This is a genomic window from Streptomyces sp. NPDC054841 (genome assembly GCF_053611045.1).
The window spans coordinates 1-18,777 of record NZ_JBSGZO010000003.1 but is presented as its reverse complement, the minus strand read 5'-3'; the positions used below and the strand labels follow the sequence as shown (position 1 = coordinate 18,777).

General features: G+C 69.5%; 26 protein-coding genes and 1 tRNA gene. 14 read left to right on the top strand and 13 right to left on the bottom strand.

Annotated features, from left to right (window positions below; translation table 11 throughout):
• Positions 1-446: 446 nt before the first annotated feature.
• From ACWGI8_RS00895 to ACWGI8_RS00865, 7 genes are all read left to right on the top strand, one after another.
• Positions 447-746, top strand: a complete 300-nt coding sequence (locus tag ACWGI8_RS00895; protein ID WP_453657353.1) for a hypothetical protein — start codon at positions 447-449, stop codon at positions 744-746.
• 7 nt (positions 747-753) lie between these two features.
• Positions 754-984 carry a hypothetical protein gene (locus ACWGI8_RS00890; protein WP_453657351.1) on the top strand — a complete coding sequence of 77 codons (231 nt, stop codon included), beginning with the start codon at positions 754-756 and terminating at the stop codon, positions 982-984.
• Between the two features lie 528 nt (positions 985-1,512).
• Positions 1,513-1,809, top strand: coding sequence for a hypothetical protein (locus ACWGI8_RS00885; protein ID WP_453657349.1), 297 nt, complete (start codon positions 1,513-1,515; stop codon positions 1,807-1,809).
• The gene (locus ACWGI8_RS00880; protein ID WP_453657347.1) at positions 1,806-2,240 is read left to right on the top strand and encodes a hypothetical protein; all 435 of its coding nucleotides are present in this window, start codon (positions 1,806-1,808) and stop codon (positions 2,238-2,240) included. Before ACWGI8_RS00885 ends, ACWGI8_RS00880 begins: the two co-directional genes overlap by 4 nt.
• Positions 2,237-2,701 carry a helix-turn-helix domain-containing protein gene (locus ACWGI8_RS00875; protein WP_453657345.1) on the top strand — a complete coding sequence of 155 codons (465 nt, stop codon included), beginning with the start codon at positions 2,237-2,239 and terminating at the stop codon, positions 2,699-2,701. The genes ACWGI8_RS00880 and ACWGI8_RS00875 overlap by 4 nt, the downstream gene beginning before the upstream one ends.
• A 3-nt stretch (positions 2,702-2,704) precedes the next feature.
• Positions 2,705-2,866: a hypothetical protein gene (locus ACWGI8_RS00870; RefSeq protein WP_453657343.1), complete on the top strand. Its 162-nt coding sequence runs from the start codon at positions 2,705-2,707 to the stop codon at positions 2,864-2,866.
• 136 nt (positions 2,867-3,002) lie between these two features.
• Complete coding sequence (locus tag ACWGI8_RS00865) at positions 3,003-3,434, top strand: hypothetical protein (protein WP_453657341.1); 432 nt, start codon at positions 3,003-3,005, stop codon at positions 3,432-3,434.
• Positions 3,435-3,500: 66 nt separating this feature from the next.
• On the opposite strand, the gene ACWGI8_RS00860 is transcribed toward ACWGI8_RS00865, so the two are convergent.
• The 5 genes from ACWGI8_RS00860 to ACWGI8_RS00840 all read right to left on the bottom strand — a co-directional run bounded on the left by ACWGI8_RS00860 (position 3,501) and on the right by ACWGI8_RS00840 (position 5,987).
• Positions 3,501-3,677: a hypothetical protein gene (locus ACWGI8_RS00860; RefSeq protein ID WP_453657339.1), complete on the bottom strand. Its 177-nt coding sequence runs from the start codon at positions 3,675-3,677 to the stop codon at positions 3,501-3,503.
• 2 nt (positions 3,678-3,679) lie between these two features.
• A complete protein-coding gene (locus ACWGI8_RS00855) occupies positions 3,680-4,018 on the bottom strand; it encodes a DUF397 domain-containing protein (protein WP_453657337.1) in 339 nt (112 codons plus the stop codon).
• A gap of 238 nt (positions 4,019-4,256) precedes the next feature.
• Positions 4,257-4,514, bottom strand: coding sequence for a hypothetical protein (locus tag ACWGI8_RS00850; RefSeq protein WP_453657335.1), 258 nt, complete (start codon positions 4,512-4,514; stop codon positions 4,257-4,259).
• Between the two features lie 263 nt (positions 4,515-4,777).
• A complete protein-coding gene (locus ACWGI8_RS00845) occupies positions 4,778-5,440 on the bottom strand; it encodes a transcriptional regulator (protein ID WP_453657333.1) in 663 nt (220 codons plus the stop codon).
• A gap of 34 nt (positions 5,441-5,474) precedes the next feature.
• Entirely contained in the window at positions 5,475-5,987 is a 513-nt protein-coding gene (locus ACWGI8_RS00840) for a helix-turn-helix domain-containing protein (protein ID WP_453657331.1), read from the bottom strand.
• A 125-nt stretch (positions 5,988-6,112) separates the two neighbouring features.
• Between ACWGI8_RS00840 and ACWGI8_RS00835 the strand changes: the two genes are divergently transcribed.
• On the top strand, positions 6,113-6,787 hold the full coding sequence (locus tag ACWGI8_RS00835; RefSeq protein ID WP_453657329.1) for an HAD family hydrolase: 675 nt from the start codon (positions 6,113-6,115) through the stop codon (positions 6,785-6,787).
• A gap of 72 nt (positions 6,788-6,859) precedes the next feature.
• Here the strand turns inward: ACWGI8_RS00835 and ACWGI8_RS00830 are convergent, their stop codons facing one another.
• Genes ACWGI8_RS00830 through ACWGI8_RS00810 form a run of 5 tightly spaced genes read right to left on the bottom strand, consistent with a single transcriptional unit; the run spans position 6,860 to position 8,985 of the window.
• Positions 6,860-7,576, bottom strand: coding sequence for a hypothetical protein (locus ACWGI8_RS00830; protein WP_453657327.1), 717 nt, complete (start codon positions 7,574-7,576; stop codon positions 6,860-6,862).
• Positions 7,576-7,971 carry a hypothetical protein gene (locus tag ACWGI8_RS00825; RefSeq protein WP_453657325.1) on the bottom strand — a complete coding sequence of 132 codons (396 nt, stop codon included), beginning with the start codon at positions 7,969-7,971 and terminating at the stop codon, positions 7,576-7,578. Before ACWGI8_RS00825 ends, ACWGI8_RS00830 begins: the two co-directional genes overlap by 1 nt.
• Positions 7,958-8,230, bottom strand: coding sequence for a hypothetical protein (locus tag ACWGI8_RS00820; RefSeq protein ID WP_453657323.1), 273 nt, complete (start codon positions 8,228-8,230; stop codon positions 7,958-7,960). The genes ACWGI8_RS00825 and ACWGI8_RS00820 overlap by 14 nt, the downstream gene beginning before the upstream one ends.
• On the bottom strand, positions 8,227-8,712 hold the full coding sequence (locus ACWGI8_RS00815) for a hypothetical protein (RefSeq protein WP_453657321.1): 486 nt from the start codon (positions 8,710-8,712) through the stop codon (positions 8,227-8,229). Before ACWGI8_RS00815 ends, ACWGI8_RS00820 begins: the two co-directional genes overlap by 4 nt.
• A gap of 51 nt (positions 8,713-8,763) precedes the next feature.
• On the bottom strand, positions 8,764-8,985 hold the full coding sequence (locus ACWGI8_RS00810) for a hypothetical protein (protein ID WP_453657319.1): 222 nt from the start codon (positions 8,983-8,985) through the stop codon (positions 8,764-8,766).
• Between the two features lie 78 nt (positions 8,986-9,063).
• Between ACWGI8_RS00810 and ACWGI8_RS00805 the strand changes: the two genes are divergently transcribed.
• The 6 genes from ACWGI8_RS00805 to ACWGI8_RS00780 all read left to right on the top strand — a co-directional run bounded on the left by ACWGI8_RS00805 (position 9,064) and on the right by ACWGI8_RS00780 (position 15,159).
• The gene (locus tag ACWGI8_RS00805; protein ID WP_453657317.1) at positions 9,064-10,413 is read left to right on the top strand and encodes a tyrosine-type recombinase/integrase; all 1,350 of its coding nucleotides are present in this window, start codon (positions 9,064-9,066) and stop codon (positions 10,411-10,413) included.
• Positions 10,414-10,481: 68 nt separating this feature from the next.
• Positions 10,482-11,396 carry a tyrosine-type recombinase/integrase gene (locus ACWGI8_RS00800; protein WP_453657315.1) on the top strand — a complete coding sequence of 305 codons (915 nt, stop codon included), beginning with the start codon at positions 10,482-10,484 and terminating at the stop codon, positions 11,394-11,396.
• Positions 11,303-11,581 carry a tyrosine-type recombinase/integrase gene (locus ACWGI8_RS00795; protein ID WP_453657313.1) on the top strand — a complete coding sequence of 93 codons (279 nt, stop codon included), beginning with the start codon at positions 11,303-11,305 and terminating at the stop codon, positions 11,579-11,581. Before ACWGI8_RS00800 ends, ACWGI8_RS00795 begins: the two co-directional genes overlap by 94 nt.
• A gap of 16 nt (positions 11,582-11,597) precedes the next feature.
• Positions 11,598-11,951 carry a helix-turn-helix domain-containing protein gene (locus ACWGI8_RS00790; protein WP_453657311.1) on the top strand — a complete coding sequence of 118 codons (354 nt, stop codon included), beginning with the start codon at positions 11,598-11,600 and terminating at the stop codon, positions 11,949-11,951.
• Positions 11,948-14,368 (top strand): site-specific integrase, encoded by a 2,421-nt coding sequence (locus ACWGI8_RS00785; protein ID WP_453657309.1) that lies wholly within the window; start codon positions 11,948-11,950, stop codon positions 14,366-14,368. The genes ACWGI8_RS00790 and ACWGI8_RS00785 overlap by 4 nt, the downstream gene beginning before the upstream one ends.
• Positions 14,365-15,159: a carbon-nitrogen hydrolase family protein gene (locus tag ACWGI8_RS00780; protein ID WP_453657307.1), complete on the top strand. Its 795-nt coding sequence runs from the start codon at positions 14,365-14,367 to the stop codon at positions 15,157-15,159. Before ACWGI8_RS00785 ends, ACWGI8_RS00780 begins: the two co-directional genes overlap by 4 nt.
• 213 nt (positions 15,160-15,372) lie before the next feature.
• Here ACWGI8_RS00780 and ACWGI8_RS00775 read toward each other — a convergent pair.
• The 3 genes from ACWGI8_RS00775 to ACWGI8_RS00765 form a co-directional block, all read right to left on the bottom strand.
• Positions 15,373-15,446, bottom strand: a tRNA-Thr gene (locus ACWGI8_RS00775).
• Between the two features lie 145 nt (positions 15,447-15,591).
• A complete protein-coding gene (locus tag ACWGI8_RS00770; RefSeq protein ID WP_453657305.1) occupies positions 15,592-17,145 on the bottom strand; it encodes an alpha/beta hydrolase in 1,554 nt (517 codons plus the stop codon).
• 94 nt (positions 17,146-17,239) lie between these two features.
• Complete coding sequence (locus ACWGI8_RS00765; RefSeq protein WP_453657303.1) at positions 17,240-18,445, bottom strand: DNA polymerase III subunit delta'; 1,206 nt, start codon at positions 18,443-18,445, stop codon at positions 17,240-17,242.
• Positions 18,446-18,777: the final 332 nt, after the last annotated feature.

The following is an 18,777-nucleotide window of genomic DNA, read 5'->3' as shown; positions in this document are numbered from 1 at the left end:
AAAGATCATCCCGGCTGGTGCTGGAGGGTGCTCCGGAATCCCGTTTTCCCAGGTCATGGACCTACGACCCTCAGCCCGCGTGCCCACCCTATCCACCCTGCCCATCCAGTCCGCTCACGTAGCGCTCACGCGTCCGACCTTGCCCCTTCCAGCCCCAACAGCCGGTCAGCACTCCTATCTGTTGATCACTCTTCGTAGTGGACCGTCGTACCGAGACGAAACAAGGGCCGTTCAGGGGCGTTCTCTGCTCTGCAGGGACACTCACCCAAAGGAGCACCGAGCATGTTCGCTCACCTCATGGCCCGAACCACGACAGCTGTCGCCGCGGCATCCGTACTCGCGCTCTTAGCCCCGGCACAGGCGCGCGCCACGGCCATCGGGTCCACACCCGTGGCCAGCTTCGATTACCAAGTCGGTGGCGTCACCATGAAGGTCCCCACGGCTGCATGTTCAGCCACATCATCCGCGGCGAGGGCAAGGACATCACCTACCAGAACGCTGGCGTCGACTGCGGATTCGTCGGAGCCCTCAACGCCGGCTTCTGCAACTGGCGGATCGACTTCACCTACGCGGACACCGGCAACAAGACGTACCGAACCTCCCGTGGCAAGACCCACACCGAGTGCAAGATCGACCCGATGCGGAACAACGCACCGCAGAAGCTTCCGCACTACGGCAAGGCATGCGCCCACCTGAACATCAACGGTGTCCGCCGGGTCAGCCAGTGCCACCACATCACGAAGTGAGCCGCACATGAGCACTCAGCCCACGAACGAAGTCCCCGACTGGGAAACCAAGCGCCGCCGCGCCGGCATCATCGCCTTCCTCGTCGGCGCGGCCGCAGTCCTCGCCTTCTTCGCCTTCTTTCCCGGCCTCCCCCACGTCATCGACTGGGGTGCCATCATCGTCTCCCTCGCCGTTGGGGGGCTCACCAGCTGGGCGTGGCGATCCCGACTCGCGAAGAAGCACGTCAGCTCTCGGTAGGGGCCGCACCGTGCCGTGGCCTCACCCCGGAGAGGACGGGGCCCACCGAACCCCGGGTGGTTCAGGTGCGGCCATCACACAGACATGGAACTCATCCACGCGGACATGGTCGTGATCCAAGGATTTCAGTGCACTCCCCTCGCGCTCCCCTGCCCGTCCCACCGTCGCGCGACCTGACGGGCAGTCAGCACGGGAACACAAAAGCCCAGGTCAGACACTGCCTGACCTGGGTATGAATGGAGCCGCCTTCGGGATTCGAACCCGAGACCTACGCATTACGAGTTTCCGTACTGCGTAGCTGCCGAGAGTCGCCACGGGTCGAAACCGCTGGTCGCGCGCGCTATCGCACGCCTACGACCCACCCCGATCGGTGGCGAACTGCAACGGCAACTGCAACGGCCGGTGCCCGCGGCCCCCCGCTCCCCCACCGGTCTCCGCTCCGGAGACACGGCGGCCCCGAACCGGTGACGCAAACACCAGCCCGGGGCCTTGATCCGAACCCCTTCGGCTTCAAGGGAGCTCAGACCCATGCAGGACCGTACAACGGCCGCTGCGGGCAGTCCGCCCGTACTCAGTGCCGACACCCGCACCCTCCTCACCCAGCTCGCCGACAAACTGAGCAGCTACCGGCCCAACGCCGAGATGCGCGAGGCAACCCGACTCGCGCAGGCCCTCGTGTTCGCCGAGCGACTCCACGGCCCCACCGAGGCCGCATACGGCGGCGAGCAGGCCCTACTCGCCGCCGCGCCGCCCGTACGCCCCGGGCAGACCCGTGGCGAGTACGCGGCGCTCCTGCGGCTGGTCGCCGAGGGGGTGTCGCAGTGATCACCGACCCGATGCGCGACCTCCTCGCGGCCGTCCTCGAAGCGCTCGACATCCCGTCCCCCGCAACGATCGGCGACCGCGAGGCGCGCGACCGCGTGCTGAATGACCGCGCCATGCACTCGGTGATCGCGCTCCGCAGCGTCCTCGACGACAAGCCGCTGACGAACGTCGAGTGGACCACCCAGTACCTCCGCGAGCGGCTCGCCGACCACCCGCCCAACGGATACCGCCACCACGGCAGCGAGCCGGCCCCGGCCTGCGGGCACTGCCGTCAGCCGTTCGACCCTACGGACAAGCGGTTCGACGGCCGCGCCCGGCACGCCGACACCCCGTGGTGCCGCGCCTGTGTCGACCGCTGCCACGAGTCCACGGACGCCTTCCACGCCTGCCCGATGTGCGATCCGGCACGCCGCGGAGGTGAGGGCCGATGAGTACCGCCCTGGCAGAGCGTCGCGCGACGGCCCTGCGGCTCTGTCGCGACGGCCTGTCGCTCCGAGCCATCGCTGACCAACTCGGCACGTCGAAGGACACCGTGTCGCGCGACATTAAGGCGGCCGAACGCGACGAGGCACGACAGGCCCATGCGACGCCGCCGCAGCCGGCACCACCGAGCCGCGACAGCGGAGAGACGCCCGTCGCGCCGCGTCTGGAGCTCGAGCTCGATGATCAGCTGTGCCGCGACCTTGCGACGATCGCCTGCACCGGACTGACGCCCCGCGACGCCGTACGCCTGGCCGTCGCGTTCGTCGCCCATGGCTACCGGTGGGCGTGGGACGAGGGCCTGTATCCCGAAGGCGTCGCGCCGCCGCGCATGTCGCTCCGGGTGCCGACGTACGACGGCCGTGCGACAGCCCTCAGCCGGCGCGCGACGGACGGCCCCGAGGCGGGGTAGCCCGTGCTTCTCGCCGTGTTCTTCGCCGCGGCGACGGTGGCCGGGTTCGTGGGGCTCAGCCTCGCGGGCCCGGCCCACCGCCGCGACCTCTACGCGCTGCCCGCACTCGGGACGTGCGCGCTCATCCTGACCTTCGCGGCGCTCGGCGTCGCCATCCTCCAATGAGGACCACTTCCGCCAGTGCGGCGGCGAGCGAGACGCTCCTGCCTGCGGATTTGTCTAGGCAGGCGGTTTGATCGTTGTTACTCTCCCGGCAGATCGATGCATCGATATGTCGATGCATATAGGGGTGGGGAGCAAGGTGCAGAAGAAGCACAAGGTGGGGCTGGCCGCGGCTGCGGCGGTGCTTGTGGCGGTGCCCGGCGGACTGGTGGTGAAGAACCAGGCCGCGGCAGCCGAGCGGGAGGCAGAACGGAAGTCTCTCGAGCAGGCTGCCGAGGAGTTCTTCCAGCGGCGCGCGGATGCACCTGAGGCGCAGTGGCGGCAGCACGCCCCGCTGGCCGGCATGGTCTGGAATCAGGCCGACGCCAGAGCCGTCGTGGACGAGGTGAAGAAAAAGGGCGACCAATTCATCGTGGACGTCGATGAGATCACCACTCCGTACACCTCCGACACGTACGGAAGGAAGCTGAGTCCGAACACGCCATGGGGTTCGTCCCAGCGGCTCGTCTTCGAGCGGGACGGGGACGACTGGCGTCTCGTCCAGGACCTGTCGGACCAGATGGGGAAGTAGCGCTGGGGTGTTGCCCCGGCCGGCCGACGGGGGACGGACGGCAGGCCGGGGCGGTCTCGCGGCGGGTCAGCGGTGCGCGAGCTGGCCCTTGCGGGTGGCGCCGCCGCAGCTCTCGCACGAGACGATGACGACGCCCTCGTACACTAGGGCGACCGTATTGCGGCCGCGGCACTCCCGGCACGGGGTGCGGCTGAACTGCTTCTGCACGTGCGCGAACGCCGCGGTGACCTCTTGCGCGTTCACGGTCAGCTGGCCACGGCGGCGGCCTGCAACATCTCCCCGTGGGTCGGCATGAGGTCGTCGAAGTCGCCGGCCTTCACGCCCTCGAAGAACTTCCCGATCTCCGCGCGGGTGAAGTAGAGGATGGGGCTGCCGGGGTCCTTGTCGTCGGAGAGGGCGACCATGCGGGTTCCGTCCGGGACGTGCGGGTGCGGGTGGTCCTCGGCGGCCGGTGCCTCGGCGAGGATGACGCAGTCCTTCAGGATCGGATCCAGGTCCGTCCGGCTCGCCTTACGCCAGTCCAGGCCCGGAGCACTCACGTTCTCATAGGCCTTCGTCGTACGGCCGTTGCTGATGGTTCCCATGGATGTGCCTCTCTGGTTGGGAGTTCGTGAAGGAGGCCCGCTCTGGCCACATGCGCATTGCGAAGGCCCACCCGGATCGGCATGGCGTCCGAGCTGTTCCAGGGCCACGGGGCCAGAGCGGGTGTCTGGGGAGCCCCAGCCGGCCAGGACGACGGGACCTATGGCCGACCGGGGGTGTTGCAGCGGGTGCCCTCGTGTTGCTCGCCGTCGGGCGACCGCTTCACCGCACGCTGCGCCGTTAGCGTCGGGTGCGGGGCTTGGGGGGCAGGAAACTGCGCTCGCGCTCCGGGACAAGTCCGGCCGCGATGGCCTCGGCCTTCTGCTGCTCGTCCGCCCGCACCAGGTATTCGCGGCGGATGGTCGCCTCTCCTACGAGTCCGGGCCGGGGGGCCGGCCCGTGGTGGAAACGCACGCGGTACATGCTGCCAAGGTCCATCGTGATCAGCCCTGTGCGGCCGTCATAAGTGGTCTTGGCGTAGTCCCACTGTCGGAGCATCACGCACCTCGCCGGAGAGGTACGAGGTGGCGCTGCTCGCGGCACGGCGCGCACGCGTACAGAGCCACCGGCGGCCCGGAGGACCGCTCACCGTACTGGATCAGCACCGCCGTCTCCGACGAGCCCACGTGCCAGTGGCACCATCCTGGATTCGCCGCGCTCACGGCCGCGGCAGGCCGGGTTCCCGTCTCCATGACCAGGACCGTAGGTATGGCGACCCGGAGCGGCGCGAACTGACAGCTCAGCCGAACTGTCAGCTCGGGTCAGAGCACGCCCATCCGCTCGGCGAGCGCCTCGGCCTGCCGCGCGTGCATCGCCCGTGCCCGGCGGATCAGGCCGAGCATCATGGCCCGGGCCATCGGGGCTCGTGCGAGGTCTTCCGGCGCCAACCGCTCCAGTTCCAGCAGGTGCAGCAGGACCGCCGCGTCCTCGCGGCGCAGGTCGTAGCAGCGCGCCACTTCGAGGGTGAAGGTGAACGACCGCTCTAGCGATGGCAGATCGCCCGTGTTGATGGCGTCCGCCGCGCGCAGTGCTTCCGCCGCCTCTCCGGCTTCCATCTCGATGCTGACCCGGTGTAGTTCGACATTGGTGGGGCCGAACACGGTCCACATGACGTTGCCTTCCCCGGCCTGGCGGGCGGCGGGCCACGCGTGCTTTGACAGCCGGTCGCGGGCGGCCCACCAGTCCCTCCGGCGGGCGGCGGCGACGACCGTGACCAGTTGGAGGGCACCGACCATCGCGGCGTAGTCCGGGGCCGCGTCGGTGACGCGTGGGCGCAGCTGCTCGATGCTGCGTGCGGCGACCTCTTCTGCGCCGTCGGGTTCCTGTGTGGCGAGCAGGACGTGCCCGAGGTTCCAGCTCGCGGCGGCGATCCGCAGCGGGTCGTCGGCGTCCTCGGCGGCGCGGGCTGCTCGGTCCGCGGCCATCAGGGACAGGTCGACTCGACCGGTGCGGCGGAGGTTACGAGCGAAGCAGGAAGTACAGGTCTGCCGCGACGCGCAGGGTCTCCCGGCGGGCGGCGGCGTCGTTGCCGGTGCGGTGGGCGCGTAAGGCGTGCTCGGTGTCGGCGATCAGGTCGGGCAGGACGTCGGAGGCCTGGGTGAATCGGTTGGGCGAGGTCTGCCAGACGTGCCAGGCGCTCTCTACACGCTCGCGGAGCACGTGGGGCGGGTCGACGGCTGCGCTGCGCGGCGGCCCGTAGCCCATGAGTGCCTGTGTGATGGCTGGCGCGGTGGTGTCCGAGGGCGCGGGGGTAGGGTCGGCGCTCTCGGCGAGTAGGGCGGCGGTGGGCACTCCGAGCTCCCGGGCGATGGCGTGCAGCACGGGCAGTGTGGGGATCTTCAGACCGCGTTCGATCTGAGACAGGTAGTCGGGGGTGATCCCGACCAGTCCCGCGATGACGTCCTGCCGGCGCTGCCCTGCCTGGCGGTGGTGGCGGATGCGGTCTCCGATGGGCAGGTCTGGAGCCACCATGGCCTGCCCCCTCTCCCACGATTTCGGCTCGATTCCTCAGCGTAGACGCTGCCTGCACGGGGGGTCACGGCTTTGGTTGGGCGTGTGAAACGCTGGGGGTCCGCTGTCGACGTCCGGGAGGGAACATGGCCAGGCGCCTCGTGCTGTGGGACATCGATCACACGCTGGTTGACACCCGCGGCGTGGGCCGGTCTCTGTTCGCCGACGCCTTCCGCCAGGTGACCGGACGGCAGATGGCGCATCAGGCGAGGATCGACGGTCTGACGGAGCCGGTCATCTTCCGGGAGACAGCGAAGCTGCACGGATTGGAGACTGGGCGGGACGACTTCGAGGCGTTCGCGAAGGCACTGGCCGAGGGGCACCTGCGGCAGGTCGCCGAACTGCGCGAGCGGGGGCACGCGTTGCCCGGGGCAGCCTCCGCGCTCGCTGCACTGGCCGAGGTACCCGGCGTCGTCCAGACCGTGGTGACGGGCAACATCCGAGCCGTGTCCGAGGTCAAGCTGACCGCGTTCGGCCTTGACCAACACATCGACCTGACGGCCGGCGCGTACGGGGAGGACGCTGACGAACGCGCCACGCTAGTGGGCCTCGCTCTCACGCGATCCGGGGTCTCGGCCGCGGACGCGGTCCTCGTCGGCGACACCCCAGCGGATGTCCGGGCCGGGCTGGACACGGGCGTCCGGGTGGTCGCCGTAGCCACGGGGCGAAGCAGCGAGCAAGACCTCACGGAGGCCGGGGCCGCGGTGACGCTCCCCGACTTGGCTGACACGGCCCGGCTGGTTGCTCTGCTGACGCGATGAACACAGCGGCGCCCGGCGCCTCGTGGTGAGGTGCCGGGCGCAGGGGAGCCCGCCTCGAAGGACGGGCAGAGGTCAGAAGCGGCCGGGCTGGGGGAAGCGGGAGTGCGCCACGCTGTGCGCGCGAGCTGCCGTGGACTGGCCCTGTCCCTGCGTCTCCGCCGCGTCCCGCAGGCGCAGGAGCTGCGGCAGCTGCCGGACCTCCTCCGGGGCCCGCACGGCGCGGAACGCCTGCACCGCGAGCCGGTGATCCGGGCGCGTCGAGCGGCCTGCGATGGCCTCGCGCAGGCTCGCCACCTCGTCGAGGTACCCCGCGGTGGTCAGGTGCTCGTTCGCCCAATCGCGGATCGTGTGCAGCTCGGAAAAGTCGACGATCGCAGTGAGCGCACCGCGGCGGCCAGCGTCGTCGTCGAACCGCTCGGCCTCCTGGAGCAGCCGGATACGGCCTGCGCAGTCGGTGCCGGCGGCCTTGTCGTACGCGGCCCGGAACGCGGCCATGAGGACCGCACGGTCGGCCGGGGACGTGCCGGCGGGGATACCGGGACCGGTCGGCACCTGGGTCTCCAGCCATTCGAGGCGCTCGCGGCGGCGGGCCTGGAGCCGGTCCCACGCGCCCTGGAGCGCTTCGAGGTAGGCGGTGTACGCAGCATCGACGGCTTCGGCCTTCGCGAGGGCGGACAGCCGGTACGACGAGCGGGCCTCCTGCGCCGCGGTGAGGTACGCGGCCTGCGCTGTGCGGGCGGCCTGTACGTCGGGGTCCTGGTCCTGGGTGGGGAGCGGCTGGGGGGCCATCAGCGGTCCTTCCGTAGGCGGGCGAGGTGCTCGGCGTCTTCCGGGTGCCACAACCCCCGTGCGGCGGCTGTGACGCCGTGCTGTGCAGCAAGGCGACGAATGTGGCGCCCGGTCACCCCGAGGCGGCCGGATAGTTCCTCGGTGGTGACCAGGCGACGTGTCGAGGGTGCGCTGATGTCCGCTGGTGTCCGTTCGGGATGTCCGTTCGCGGACAGGTGGGTGAGGGCGGCAGCGCGCAACGCGTCCAGCGCCGCGGCGACTTCGGGCCGTACCTGGCCTCCGTCCGCGCGGTGGCGGGCGAGCTGGGCCCGAAGGGCGAGCCACAGGGGGTGGCAGACCTCCGCGGGCAGGAACACCCCGCCGGCCTCGATGACCGCGGGCCTACGCGGCGTCATCGGGCGGCCCATAGGCCACAGCACGGCGCAGCAGCTCGGCACGCAGCGTGTCCGCGACACGGGACCGTCGGCCCGTGTCCTGCCATCGGGTGCCGCGCGGCATCAGGAAACCCACGGCGAGGCCAGCCAGGCCGGTGACGACGTGACCGAGGTTGTCCTCGTCAAGGTCGACCAAAAGCGCATCGACGTCCTCGTACCGGCCATCGGCCACAGTGGCGACGATGGCCCACGTGCGGTCTTGGAGCTCGTCGTCGGTCACGGCTGCTCGGCCTCTTCTGCGGGGTCCAGAGCGGCCGTGGGGTGCTCGCCAGCGCCTTCGTCGTAAGCCACCTTCAGGAGCCCCATGAGGCTGCCGAGCATGCTCCGGGCCCCCTCGGACTCGTCGGGCGGCCCATCCACGCCGACGATCCGCACGTGCGCGTTCGTCAGCACGGCGACGGAGCGGGCCAGGTCGAAGAAGTCCCGCGGCTCCGTGGTCTGGTGGAGCCTCATGCGGGCCTCGGTGATGTCGTCAAGGAGGTTCCCGGCGAGGTTGACGCGGGCGGCCTTCAGGTCGATGACGCGGGCCTCCACGGCGGCGGCGGTCGCGGTGCGGTCGAAGGCGACGCCGGCGGCCGAGCAGATCCGGGTGACGGAGGCGGGTGAGACGCCGGTCTGCCGCGCCACCTCATTACGGGAGGCGCCGGATCGGGCGGCGTCGAGGACGGCCTCGCGCTGTTCGGGGGTGAGGGGTGCGGGCATCGGGGTTGATCTCCTCTCGCGCGTAAGGCTTGAACTGGGCCGTGCGCGCGGTCAGGGCTGGCCGGCGGCGGCTCGGAGGGTGTCGGGGATGCTGCTGATGGCTCCGGTGAGGACGGGGCATCCGTCGTCGTGGTGGATGACCAGGTGGGGGTTCCCGTGCTGGTCGCGTCGTGCCTCGGTGTCGCTGTTGCAGTGGCCGCACTTGTAGCTGCGGACGATGGCGGCGATGAGGTCGGTGGGTCCGGCGATGAGGTTGGAGCGGTGGGGCTTCATGGGGCCTCTCTCCTGTAGGGCCGCACCTTCCGCACCTTCGGAGTGACCTGTACCGCCTGGGCGTCCGGGGCGGGCGGGATGAGCGGCCGGCGGAGCAACGGCGAATCCTCGGTCTACTTCTCCGAGGCAGACGGCAGATGGCACGGCTGGGTTACCGTCGGCACGAAGCCGAACGGCGCGCCCGATCGGCGGCACCGCCAGGGCCCGGATGAGGCGGAGGTGCGCCGCAAGGTCAAGGAGTTGGAGAAGCAGCGGGACGCGGGTAAGACGCGGAAGGCCGGCCGCCCGCCGTCCATCGAGCAGTGGCTGACAACCTGGATGGACATCGCGTGCGCCCGCAAGGTGGCCGACGGCACCATGGCGCCGCGCACCCTGGACGACTACCGCTCCAAGTGCCGCCTGTACATCTTCCCGGGCATCGGGAAGCACCGCGTCGACAAGCTCGCGCCCGACCGCCTCGATGCGATGTACCTCGGCATGCTGCGCCGTGACCTGTCGTCGGGCACCGTGCTGAAGACGCATCGGATCATCGCCCGCGCGCTAAAGGTGGCCATGCAGCGGGACATCGTCACGCGGAACGTAGCGACACTGGTCGAGCCGCCGTCGGCGGCCGAGGTGGAGATCGACCCACTCACGCAGGCCGAGGCGAAGGCAGTACTCACCGATGCGAGCAAGCGCCGAAACGGGGCCCGCTGGTCCGTCGCGCTCGCCGAAGGCCTGCGCCAGGGCGAGGCGCTCGGACTGCGCTGGAAGTACGTGGACCTGGACACCGGCACCATGAAGATCTGGTGGCAGCTCCAACGGCTCACATGGCAGCACGGATGCGAGGACCCACACGACTGCGGTACGAAGCACCACCGGAAGGCATGCAAGGCGACGTGCAAGCAGCACGCCAAGCTGAAGAACGGCTGCCCGAAGCCGTGCCCGAAGGGCTGCACGGCGCACGCCAAGGTGTGCCCGCAGCGTAGGGGCGGCGGGCTGGTCTTCCGCGAGCCGAAGGGCAAGAACAAGCGCCTGGCGCCGATCCCGCCGCCGCTGGTGCCGATCCTGCGGGCACACCGGGCCGAGCAGCTGCGCGAACGCCTGGCGGCCGGTCAGCTCTGGGAGGAGCACGACCTCGTGTTCTGCCAGGAGAACGGGCGCCCGATCGATCCACGGATGGACTGGGAGGAGTGGAAGGACATCCTCGACGCAGCCGGGATCCGGGACGCGCGCGTGCACGACGGCCGGCACACAGCGGGCACTCTGCTGATCGAGTCCGGGGTGAGCCCGCGCGTGGTGATGGAGATCCTCGGCCACTCGTCGATGCGAATGACGCAGCGGTACACGAACCCTCGGGAATTGCATCAGACGGGTGAGGATCAGCAGGTCACCTGGTCGCGACAGGAAGCGGAAGCAGTTCATAGCCTCTACGAACTGGCCTCCTGAGCAGGCATGTTGCCGAACTGATCCCTTCTGATGCATGATTTGCCCTCCAGAAGGGATGGTCTGGAGTGGTGCATCAGCGCAAGGTGGCCCTGGCCGGGTCGGCTCACCTGGAGCTCGTCTCCGGGGTGGTCCAGCTGCGTCCTGAGGACGCGATGTTCGACGCGATGCTGCGGGGCTGGCGGGCTCAGCAGAAGTCGCGGGGGCTGAAGGACGACACGATCGACCCGAGGGAACGGCTGATCCGCCGGTTCCTGGAGTTCACCAACGAGTACCCGTGGCGGTGGACGCCTGCCCACCTGGACGAATGGTCGGCGTCGTTGACGAGCGAGAGGCACCTGGCGCCGTCCACGGTCCGCAGCTACCAGGGCACGGTCCGGCTGTTCACCGAACTCCTCATCGACGCCCACTACGGCTGGGTCCCGGCCTGTGAGGAAGCCTTCGGCACCTTCCCGGTGGCGATCTGCCACGAATGGAACACCGTCCCTCACCTGCAGGATTACGAAGGAGACCCGGAGGCACGGCCGTTCACCAGGGAAGAGCTGCAGCTCTTCCTCGACTACGCCGACGACCAGGTCGAACGAGCGGTACGGGCGAAACGCAAGGGAGTCCTGGCGGCCTACCGCGACGCCACCCTCTTCAAGGTCATCTACGGGTGGGGGCTTCGCCGGACCGAGACGTCCAAGCTCGATGTGGTCGACTTCGGACGCAACCCGCAGGCTCGGCAGTTCGGCCGGTACGGCACGCTCAACGTCCGTTACGGCAAGGCGAAGAAGGGCCAGCCGCCGCGGCGGCGGAACGTGCTGTCGGTGATGGACTGGGCCGTCGAGGCGGTCGCGGACTACGTCGAAAATGTCCGCCCGCGCTTCGGGTTCCCCGATCACCCTGCTCTGTGGATCACCGAGCGCGGGGCCGCCTGCAGCCCGGGCCGATCAACGATCGGTTCGAGGCATACCGGGATGCCCTGGGGCTGCACAAAGAGTTGACCCCGCACGGACTTCGCCATTCGTACGTCACGCATCTGACCGAGGACGGGGTGGACCGGCGCTTCATCCAGCAGCAGGTCGGCCACGAGTGCGACAGCTCCCTGGCCATCTACACGCACGTCAGCGACGACTTCATGAACACTTCCCTGCACAAGGCACTGGCCCCGGCGTTCGCCGGAGCCTGACAGGAGGGATCCGGCGATGGCCGCCAAACTCGACTACCACTGGCACCTGCGCAAAGTCATGGCCGACAGCGGGATGTTCTCCACCACCGACCTCCTTTCTCCGCTCGCCGAACGCGGCATCACCTTGTCCTCCAGCCAGGTCTATCGGCTCGTCGTCGAGCGACCGGAGCGACTGAGCCTGAAGATCCTCATGGCCCTGCTCGACATCCTGGACTGCGCCATGGACGACCTCATCGAGCCCATCGCCGTGGCTGGCACCGTGAAGAAGCCGAAGAAGGCGGCCGTCGGCGGCGGCCCGTCATCCGGTTCGGAGGGACTCGGCGGGCTGCGGCCAAAGCGGGCCAGGATCAGGGGTGTTGACCGGTCATGACCGCCGCTGACAATCTCGATCGCGCCGTCGCAGACCCGATCGGCCTGATCACGGACCTCGTCGCCGACGCCGAGAAGGCACTCGACGCTGACACGATCCGGGTCGTGGTCACCGCCGTCGTCGGCGGCCGCGCGAAGTCGCGGCACCTGGCCAAGGCCCTGGCGATGAGGCCCGCGGTCCTGACCGACGGCCGGTCCCCGGCGCCACGGGCCATCGGTGATCTCCTCATCGAGCTCCGCAAGGCCGGCGCCGCGGCGATCGCGGCGCCGGTCTGCGCCGAGTGCGGCAAGCAACTGCGAACCCTCCAACGCAAGGGCCAGGACTGGTTCTGCTCGGTCTGCGGACAGGAGACCGCCGAGTGCACCACCTGCGGAAACGTCCGACGCGTCGGCTTCCGGGACCGCAAGGGCCTGCCGCGTTGCAAGATGTGCCCCGACATCGACGACCGTGATCCGGTCACGGTCGTCCACGAACTGATCACCACGATAGCTTCAGGCGCCGACCGCGATGCGATCGCCGAAGCCCTCCGCCGCACGGCACCCCAGCGTCCCGCCTACCGGCAGCGACTGGTCTGGGCCCTGGAAGGGAATCCCCGACTGCTGACCGGGGAGGGCCATTTGGCGCCGCATCGCGCAATCCTGAAGTTCATCGACCTTCTGCACGAGGCCGGTGTCGCCGGGATCGTGAGGCCCGCCTGCCCCCGCTGCCACCGGGTTGTCCGCATCGACAAGCCGCTCGACGGGCAGCGGGTCTGCCGCAACTGCATCGCCAAGTCCCGCATCGAAGAATGCGTACGCTGCGGAGCCCAGCGCGAGCCGGCCATCCGCGACGCTCAGGGACGGCCGCTCTGTCCGAACTGCCTGGTCACCGACCCTGCGAACGTCGAGGTCTGCATCGGCTGCGGCAAGCGTCGCCGAGTACAGAACCGCACCTCTGACGGTCCTCTCTGCCCCAACTGTTGCCCCCTGCCCATCCTGGTCTGCTCGATCTGTGGTCGCACCGCACCCGGCACCCACTCCCGTCTGACCGGACTGCCCCGCTGCGGTGGCTGCGACAGACGCCAAGCTCACTGCACCTCCTGCGGGAGGCTCCGCGGCATCCACTCCGGCACCGCCGAAGCCCCCATCTGCGGACCCTGCACCGCACCGGACGCCGAGCTCTGGCGCCCGTGTCCCACCTGCGGGGAAGCGGAACGACTGCGATCCTCCGGTCCGTGCCCTCGCTGCACGCTCAAGCAGCGGCTCCACGAACTCCTCGCCAACGACTCGGGCGCCATACCTCCGAAGCTTCAAGCCCTCCATGAGGCCCTGGCCAGCACCGAACGAGCCGCCACCGGGTTGCGCTGGCCCTCTGGCGGCATCGTCTCCACCGTACTGTCCGACCTCGGCTCCGGCCGCCGCCTCCTCACTCACGAAGCCCTGGACGAACTCCCCGAAGGCAAGGTCGTCGAGCACATCCGCAGCGTCCTCGTCGCCAGCGGCGCCCTGCCCATGCGGGACGAGCAGATGGTCCGTCTCGAACGACACGTCAAAGACCTCGTCACCTCCCATGAGACGGCCGAGGGGCGGAAGATCCTGCACCGGTACGCGACTTGGCACCTCCTACGACGGCTTCGCCGTCGCAGTCGCGGCAAGGAGACCACGTACTACCAGCTCCAGGTCGCGCGGCAACACCTTCGAGCAGGCGTCTATCTCCTGAACTGGCTCGAAGGCCAGAACTTGACCCTTGCCTCCTGCCGACAGACCGACCTCGAACGCTGGATGACCAGCGACGACGCCCGTCTTCGCCAGGAGGCAGGCCACTTCGTGCGCTGGGCCCTGGCCCAGAAGATCGCCCGCGATCTCAGCTTCCCGGCCGAGCGATGGAACGGCCCCTCGCAGCCGATGGACGACGAGGCCCGCTGGGCCACCGCCCGACGTCTGCTGCACGACGACACCCTCAAGCCCGAAGACCGCCTCGCCGGCCTGCTGTTGCTCCTCTATGCCCAGTGGCCCGCGGCGATCTCCCGGCTCACCGTCGACCACATCGAGGAGACCGACGGAGCAATCCGCATCCGTCTCGGCGCTGTCCCGGTCGAGCTTCCCGCACCCGTCGCTGACCTGGCCCGACTGCAGGTCGAGGCCCGCCGCAGCCCTGCCGTCCTCGCCCGGACAGACTCGCCCTGGCTCTTCCCCGGAGGCCAACCCGGCCGCCCGATCAGCGCCTGGGCCATGGGCGAACGACTCCGCAAACTCGGCATCCGGCTCGCCCAGGCCCGCTCGACCGCCCTGTTCCAGCTCGCTACCGAACTGCCCGCCGCGGTCCTCGCCCGCACCCTCGGCATCGACATCACCGTCGCCGTCAAATGGCAACGAGCCGCCGCCGGAGACTGGGCGGCATACGCAGCCGAGATCAGCCGCCGGAAGAAGGATTCATGAAGGTATCGCTTACGGTCGCACAGTTCCCTATCACCTGGGACGTTAAGCGGAATGTGGAGTTGATCTCCGAGGTCTTGGCCGAAGCCCGGCCCGACGACATCGTCGTCCTGCCCGAGGGCGCACTGTCCGGCTACGGGCGCGACCTGTCCGTCCTGGGCGACCTCGACACTCTGGCCTTGGCGAACGCCACAGACCGTGTCGCCGACCTGGCGCAGCGGAAAGCGGTCCATCTGTTCTGCGGCACGTTGCTCTTCGACCAGGGAGTCTGGAGCAACGCCGCCATCTACTTTTCACCCAACGGCGCGAGGTGGATCTACCGGAAGATCAACCTGGCGATGAACGAACGCGGCCGACTGGAAGCGGGGACCGACCTCTCCACCCTTTCCATCCCGATGGCCGGCGGGCAAGTCAGCCTCGGTGTCCAGATCTGCCGGGAGATCCGCTTTCCCGAGCAATGGCAGCACCTTGCCAGCAGCGGAGCACAGGCGTTCATCTATCTCACCCACGCCGCAAATACAGCCGAGCCAGCTGGGGTTTGGAGAAGCCACCTCATCAGCCGCGCAGCGGAGAACCAGCGGTTCGTCCTTGCGGCGAACGTCGCGGACGCTCACCAGCACTGCCCCAGCATGATCATCTCGCCGCGAGGAGAGGTCCTGGCCGAGGTGACCTCCGGCGACACCGCCGTCATCAGAACCACCATCGATCTCGATCAGTCCGGCAATTGGTATCTCGGTCAGCGGCGGCAAGACCTGCTGAGGCTGTCCTACGAAGGACAGGGCATATCAATGTAAAAGGCGCAAAGGGCGGCCGCCCTCAGGCAGGCATTCGGGAGGTTCCAATACCCGAGCCCACCATTACACGTTGGATCGGTGCTCGCGAACGACGCGGCGAAGCGGATGGGAGACGCCCTATGGGGGTGAGCATCCGTTCTATCGCAACGGGAACTGCAACGGGGCACAAAAAAGACCAGCGGCTCCCCGAAGGAAACCGCTGGTCACAGAGTGAGCCGCCTTCGGGATTCGAACCCGAGACCTACGCATTACGAGTGCGTTGCTCTGGCCAACTGAGCTAAGGCGGCAAGCTGCGGATATACCCGTCCCGGCAGGAGCAGGCTCGCATCAGCAGCGGCGCTAAGTCTACAGGGTTAATCGGGGTGCCCCTGACCAGCCCCTGACCAGCCCCTGGGCCGGTCCGTGGGCCGGTCTGTGGAGCGCCCGTCGCGGTCAGCACTTCTTGCCCGCCGGTGGCGGTGTCCCCTCCAGCAGGTAGGTGTTGATCGCCGTGTCGACGCAGTCGCTGCCGCGGCCGTACGCCGTGTGACCGTCGCCGTCGTAGGTGAGCAGGGTGCCGGAGGAAAGCTGGCCGGCGAGTGCCTGGGCCCATTTGTAAGGGGTGGCCGGGTCGCGGGTCGTGCCGACGACCACGATCGGATCGGCTCCCTTCGCCTCGATGCGGTGCGGGGAGCCGGTGGCCGGGGTGGGCCAGTAGGCGCAGTTCAGGGAAGCCCAGGCGAAGCCCTCGCCGAAGACCGGGGAGGCCTTCTCGAAGTCGGCGACGGCGGACGAGACCTGGGCCGGGGTGTTGAAGGCGGGGGGCAGGTCGAGGCAGTTCACGGCGGCGTTGGCGTACATCAGGTTCGAGTACGAGCCGTCGCCCGACCGCTCGTAGTACGTGTCGGACAGTGCCAGCAGCCCGTCGCCGTCGCCGTTCATGGCTTTGGTCAGGCCGTCACGGAGCTGTGGCCAGGCCGCCTCGTCGTACATCGCGGCGATCACCCCCGTCGTGGCCAGTGACTCGGTGAGCTCGCGGTGCTCGCCGGTCGGGACCGGGGCGGCGTCGACCTTGGTGAAGAAGGCCTTCAGCCGGGCCGAGGCGTCCTTTGTGGAGGCGGTGCCGAGCGGGCAGTCCGCGCGCTGGACGCAGTCGGCGGCGAAGGACTGGAACGCCGTCTCGAAGCCCGCGGTCTGGTCGCGGTTCATCTGGCGGGCCGGCAGGGAGGGGTCCATCGCCCCGTCGAGGACGAGCCGGCCGGCCCGGTCCGGGAACAGTTCGGCGTAGGTGGCGCCGAGGAACGTGCCGTACGACGCCCCGACGTACGACAGCTTCTCGTCGCCCAGTACGGCTCGCAGGATGTCCATGTCCCGGGCGGCCTCGACCGTCGAGACATGCGGAAGGACCGTGGCGGACCGCGACTCGCAGCCTGCCGCGAAGCCCTTGTACGCCGTGCTCAGCTTGTTGATCTCGGCTTTGTCGTCGGGGGTCTGGTCGCTCTGTGTGTACGTGTCCATCGCCTTGCCGGCGAGACATTCGACGGGTTCACTGCGGGCCACGCCCCGCGGGTCGATGGCCACCATGTCGTACCGGGCCCGGACCGGGGCGGGATAGCCGATGCCCGCGTACCCCTGGAGGTAGCCGATCGCCGAACCGCCCGGCCCTCCCGGGTTGACCAGCAGAGAGCCGATGCGCTTGCCCGGTCCGGTGGCCTTCACCCGGGACACGGCAAGCCTGATCGTGGGGCCGTCCGGCTCGGCGTAGTCCAGCGGGGCTTTGAGCGTGGCGCACTGGAAACCGGGCACACCACAGTCCCGCCAGCTCAGCCGCTGCTGGTAGAACGGCTTCAGCGCGGCCGTCGGCACCGGCGAGGGCGCGGCCGCTCCTGTCGCCGGCGGCTCGGACGCCTCCGGGGTGGAACTGCCGCTGCTGCACCCCGATACAAGCAGCCCCAGGGCTGTGGCGAGCGCGATGGCCGAGGTCCGGAGGAGCTGCCTGGTGTCCATTCTCGGAGCCTAGCCGCCCGAATGCCGGAACATACCCCTTCGCTCCCATATGGGTGATTCTGCGGAATCCGGCGCCGGCACCGGCGGGGACAGCTCAGCCCGCACGGAGTGCCATCGTCATGGCCTCCACCGCCAGCAGCGGCGACACATTCGCGTCCAGGGCCTCACGGCAGGCCAGGATCGCTTCTATCCGGCGCAGGGTCCGCTCCGGGCTGGAGCCGCGGGCGACACGGTCGAGCGCGTCCCGCACGTCCTCGTTCGCGAGAGCGACCGCGGAACCCAGCTGAAGCGCCAGCACGTCCCGGTAGAAGCCGGTCAGGTCGGTGAGCGCGAGGTCGAGGCTGTCGCGCTGGGTGCGGGTCTTGCGGCGCTTCTGCCTGTCCTCCAGCTCCTTCATCGCCCCGGCCGTGCCGCGCGGCATCCGGCCGCCCGCCGCCGCCCCCAGGGCTGCCTTGAGATCCTCGGTCTCCTTGACGTCGATCTCCTCCGAGACCTGCTTGGCGTCCTCCGCGGCGGAATCGACCAGCTCCTGCGCGGCCCTGAGGCAGCCGCCCACGTCCTCGATACGAAGCGGGAGCTTGAGGACGACGGCTCGGCGGGCCCGGGCCCGCTCGTCCGTGGCGAGCCGGCGGGCCCGGCCGATGTGTCCCTGGGTCACCCGGGCGGCGACCGTCGCCGCCTCGGGCTCGATGCCGTCCCGCCGGATGAGGACGTCCGCCACGGCCGTGACGGGCGGGGTGCGGAGCGTGAGGTGGCGGCAGCGGGACCGGATCGTCGGCAGCACATCCTCCAGGGACGGCGCGCAGAGCAGCCAGACCGTGCGCGGGGCAGGCTCCTCGACGGCCTTCAACAGCACATTGCCCGCGCCCTCCGTGAGCCGGTCGGCGTCCTCCAGGACGATGACCTGCCAGCGGCCCACCGCAGGCGAGAGCTGCGCGCGGCGGACCAGGTCACGGGTCTCCTTCACACCGATGGAGAGCAGATCGGTGCGGACCACCTCGACGTCAGCGTGCGTACCGACCAGGCTGGTGTGGCAGCCGTCGCAGAATCCACAGCCTGGCGCGCCGCCGAGCGCGCGGTCCGGGCTGGTGCACTGCAGGGCGGCCGCGAACGCCCGCGCGGCGGTGGAGCGGCCGGAGCCGGGCGGACCGGTGAACAGCCAGGCGTGAGTCATCTTGGACGCGTCGGGCGGCTGCTCGCCCGCCGCCTGTGCCGTGACGAGCGCGTCGGCGTCCCGGGCAGCGGCGGCGAGCTGCGCCTGGACACGCTCCTGCCCGACCAGCTCGTCCCATACGGCCATGCAGCCGTCACCGCCTTCCGACGTCGTGCGAGGGGTTGCTGCGGATCCCTTGCGGATTCCTCTTGCGGATTCCCATTGTGGGGCAGGGGTCCGACAGCCCCCGCCACCTGTGGATAACCCGGGCACGCCCTCGACGTGAGCAGCCAGGGCCTGTCTTCTGGATCAGGCTTCAGCGAGCGGCCCGCCGCGTGAGCGGCTGATGTCACAGCGGTGCGTGTGCAAGGCGGAGGAAAAATCCCACGCGGAGTGTCGGCGACTGACGACAACGCAGCGTGGGGGCAGCTCCCGTGCCCGAAGGGCTACGGCGGAGCGCGTGCCTGGGCACGCGCTCC

What these genes read in the sequence shown, in the direction of transcription:
- ACWGI8_RS00895 (WP_453657353.1), top strand. Translation starts at nt 447, where the DNA reads ATGTTCAGCCACATCATCCGCGGCGAGGGCAAGGACATCACCTACCAG.
- ACWGI8_RS00890 (WP_453657351.1), top strand. Translation starts at nt 754, where the DNA reads ATGAGCACTCAGCCCACGAACGAAGTCCCCGACTGGGAAACCAAGCGC.
- ACWGI8_RS00885 (WP_453657349.1), top strand. Translation starts at nt 1,513, where the DNA reads ATGCAGGACCGTACAACGGCCGCTGCGGGCAGTCCGCCCGTACTCAGT.
- ACWGI8_RS00875 (WP_453657345.1), top strand. Translation starts at nt 2,237, where the DNA reads ATGAGTACCGCCCTGGCAGAGCGTCGCGCGACGGCCCTGCGGCTCTGT.
- ACWGI8_RS00855 (WP_453657337.1), bottom strand. Translation starts at nt 4,018, where the DNA reads ATGGGAACCATCAGCAACGGCCGTACGACGAAGGCCTATGAGAACGTG.
- ACWGI8_RS00850 (WP_453657335.1), bottom strand. Translation starts at nt 4,514, where the DNA reads ATGCTCCGACAGTGGGACTACGCCAAGACCACTTATGACGGCCGCACA.
- ACWGI8_RS00845 (WP_453657333.1), bottom strand. Translation starts at nt 5,440, where the DNA reads ATGGCCGCGGACCGAGCAGCCCGCGCCGCCGAGGACGCCGACGACCCG.
- ACWGI8_RS00840 (WP_453657331.1), bottom strand. Translation starts at nt 5,987, where the DNA reads ATGGTGGCTCCAGACCTGCCCATCGGAGACCGCATCCGCCACCACCGC.
- ACWGI8_RS00835 (WP_453657329.1), top strand. Translation starts at nt 6,113, where the DNA reads ATGGCCAGGCGCCTCGTGCTGTGGGACATCGATCACACGCTGGTTGAC.
- ACWGI8_RS00830 (WP_453657327.1), bottom strand. Translation starts at nt 7,576, where the DNA reads ATGGCCCCCCAGCCGCTCCCCACCCAGGACCAGGACCCCGACGTACAG.
- ACWGI8_RS00825 (WP_453657325.1), bottom strand. Translation starts at nt 7,971, where the DNA reads ATGACGCCGCGTAGGCCCGCGGTCATCGAGGCCGGCGGGGTGTTCCTG.
- ACWGI8_RS00815 (WP_453657321.1), bottom strand. Translation starts at nt 8,712, where the DNA reads ATGCCCGCACCCCTCACCCCCGAACAGCGCGAGGCCGTCCTCGACGCC.
- ACWGI8_RS00810 (WP_453657319.1), bottom strand. Translation starts at nt 8,985, where the DNA reads ATGAAGCCCCACCGCTCCAACCTCATCGCCGGACCCACCGACCTCATC.
- ACWGI8_RS00805 (WP_453657317.1), top strand. Translation starts at nt 9,064, where the DNA reads ATGAGCGGCCGGCGGAGCAACGGCGAATCCTCGGTCTACTTCTCCGAG.
- ACWGI8_RS00790 (WP_453657311.1), top strand. Translation starts at nt 11,598, where the DNA reads ATGGCCGCCAAACTCGACTACCACTGGCACCTGCGCAAAGTCATGGCC.
- ACWGI8_RS00785 (WP_453657309.1), top strand. Translation starts at nt 11,948, where the DNA reads ATGACCGCCGCTGACAATCTCGATCGCGCCGTCGCAGACCCGATCGGC.
- ACWGI8_RS00780 (WP_453657307.1), top strand. Translation starts at nt 14,365, where the DNA reads ATGAAGGTATCGCTTACGGTCGCACAGTTCCCTATCACCTGGGACGTT.
- ACWGI8_RS00770 (WP_453657305.1), bottom strand. Translation starts at nt 17,145, where the DNA reads ATGGACACCAGGCAGCTCCTCCGGACCTCGGCCATCGCGCTCGCCACA.
- ACWGI8_RS00765 (WP_453657303.1), bottom strand. Translation starts at nt 18,445, where the DNA reads ATGGCCGTATGGGACGAGCTGGTCGGGCAGGAGCGTGTCCAGGCGCAG.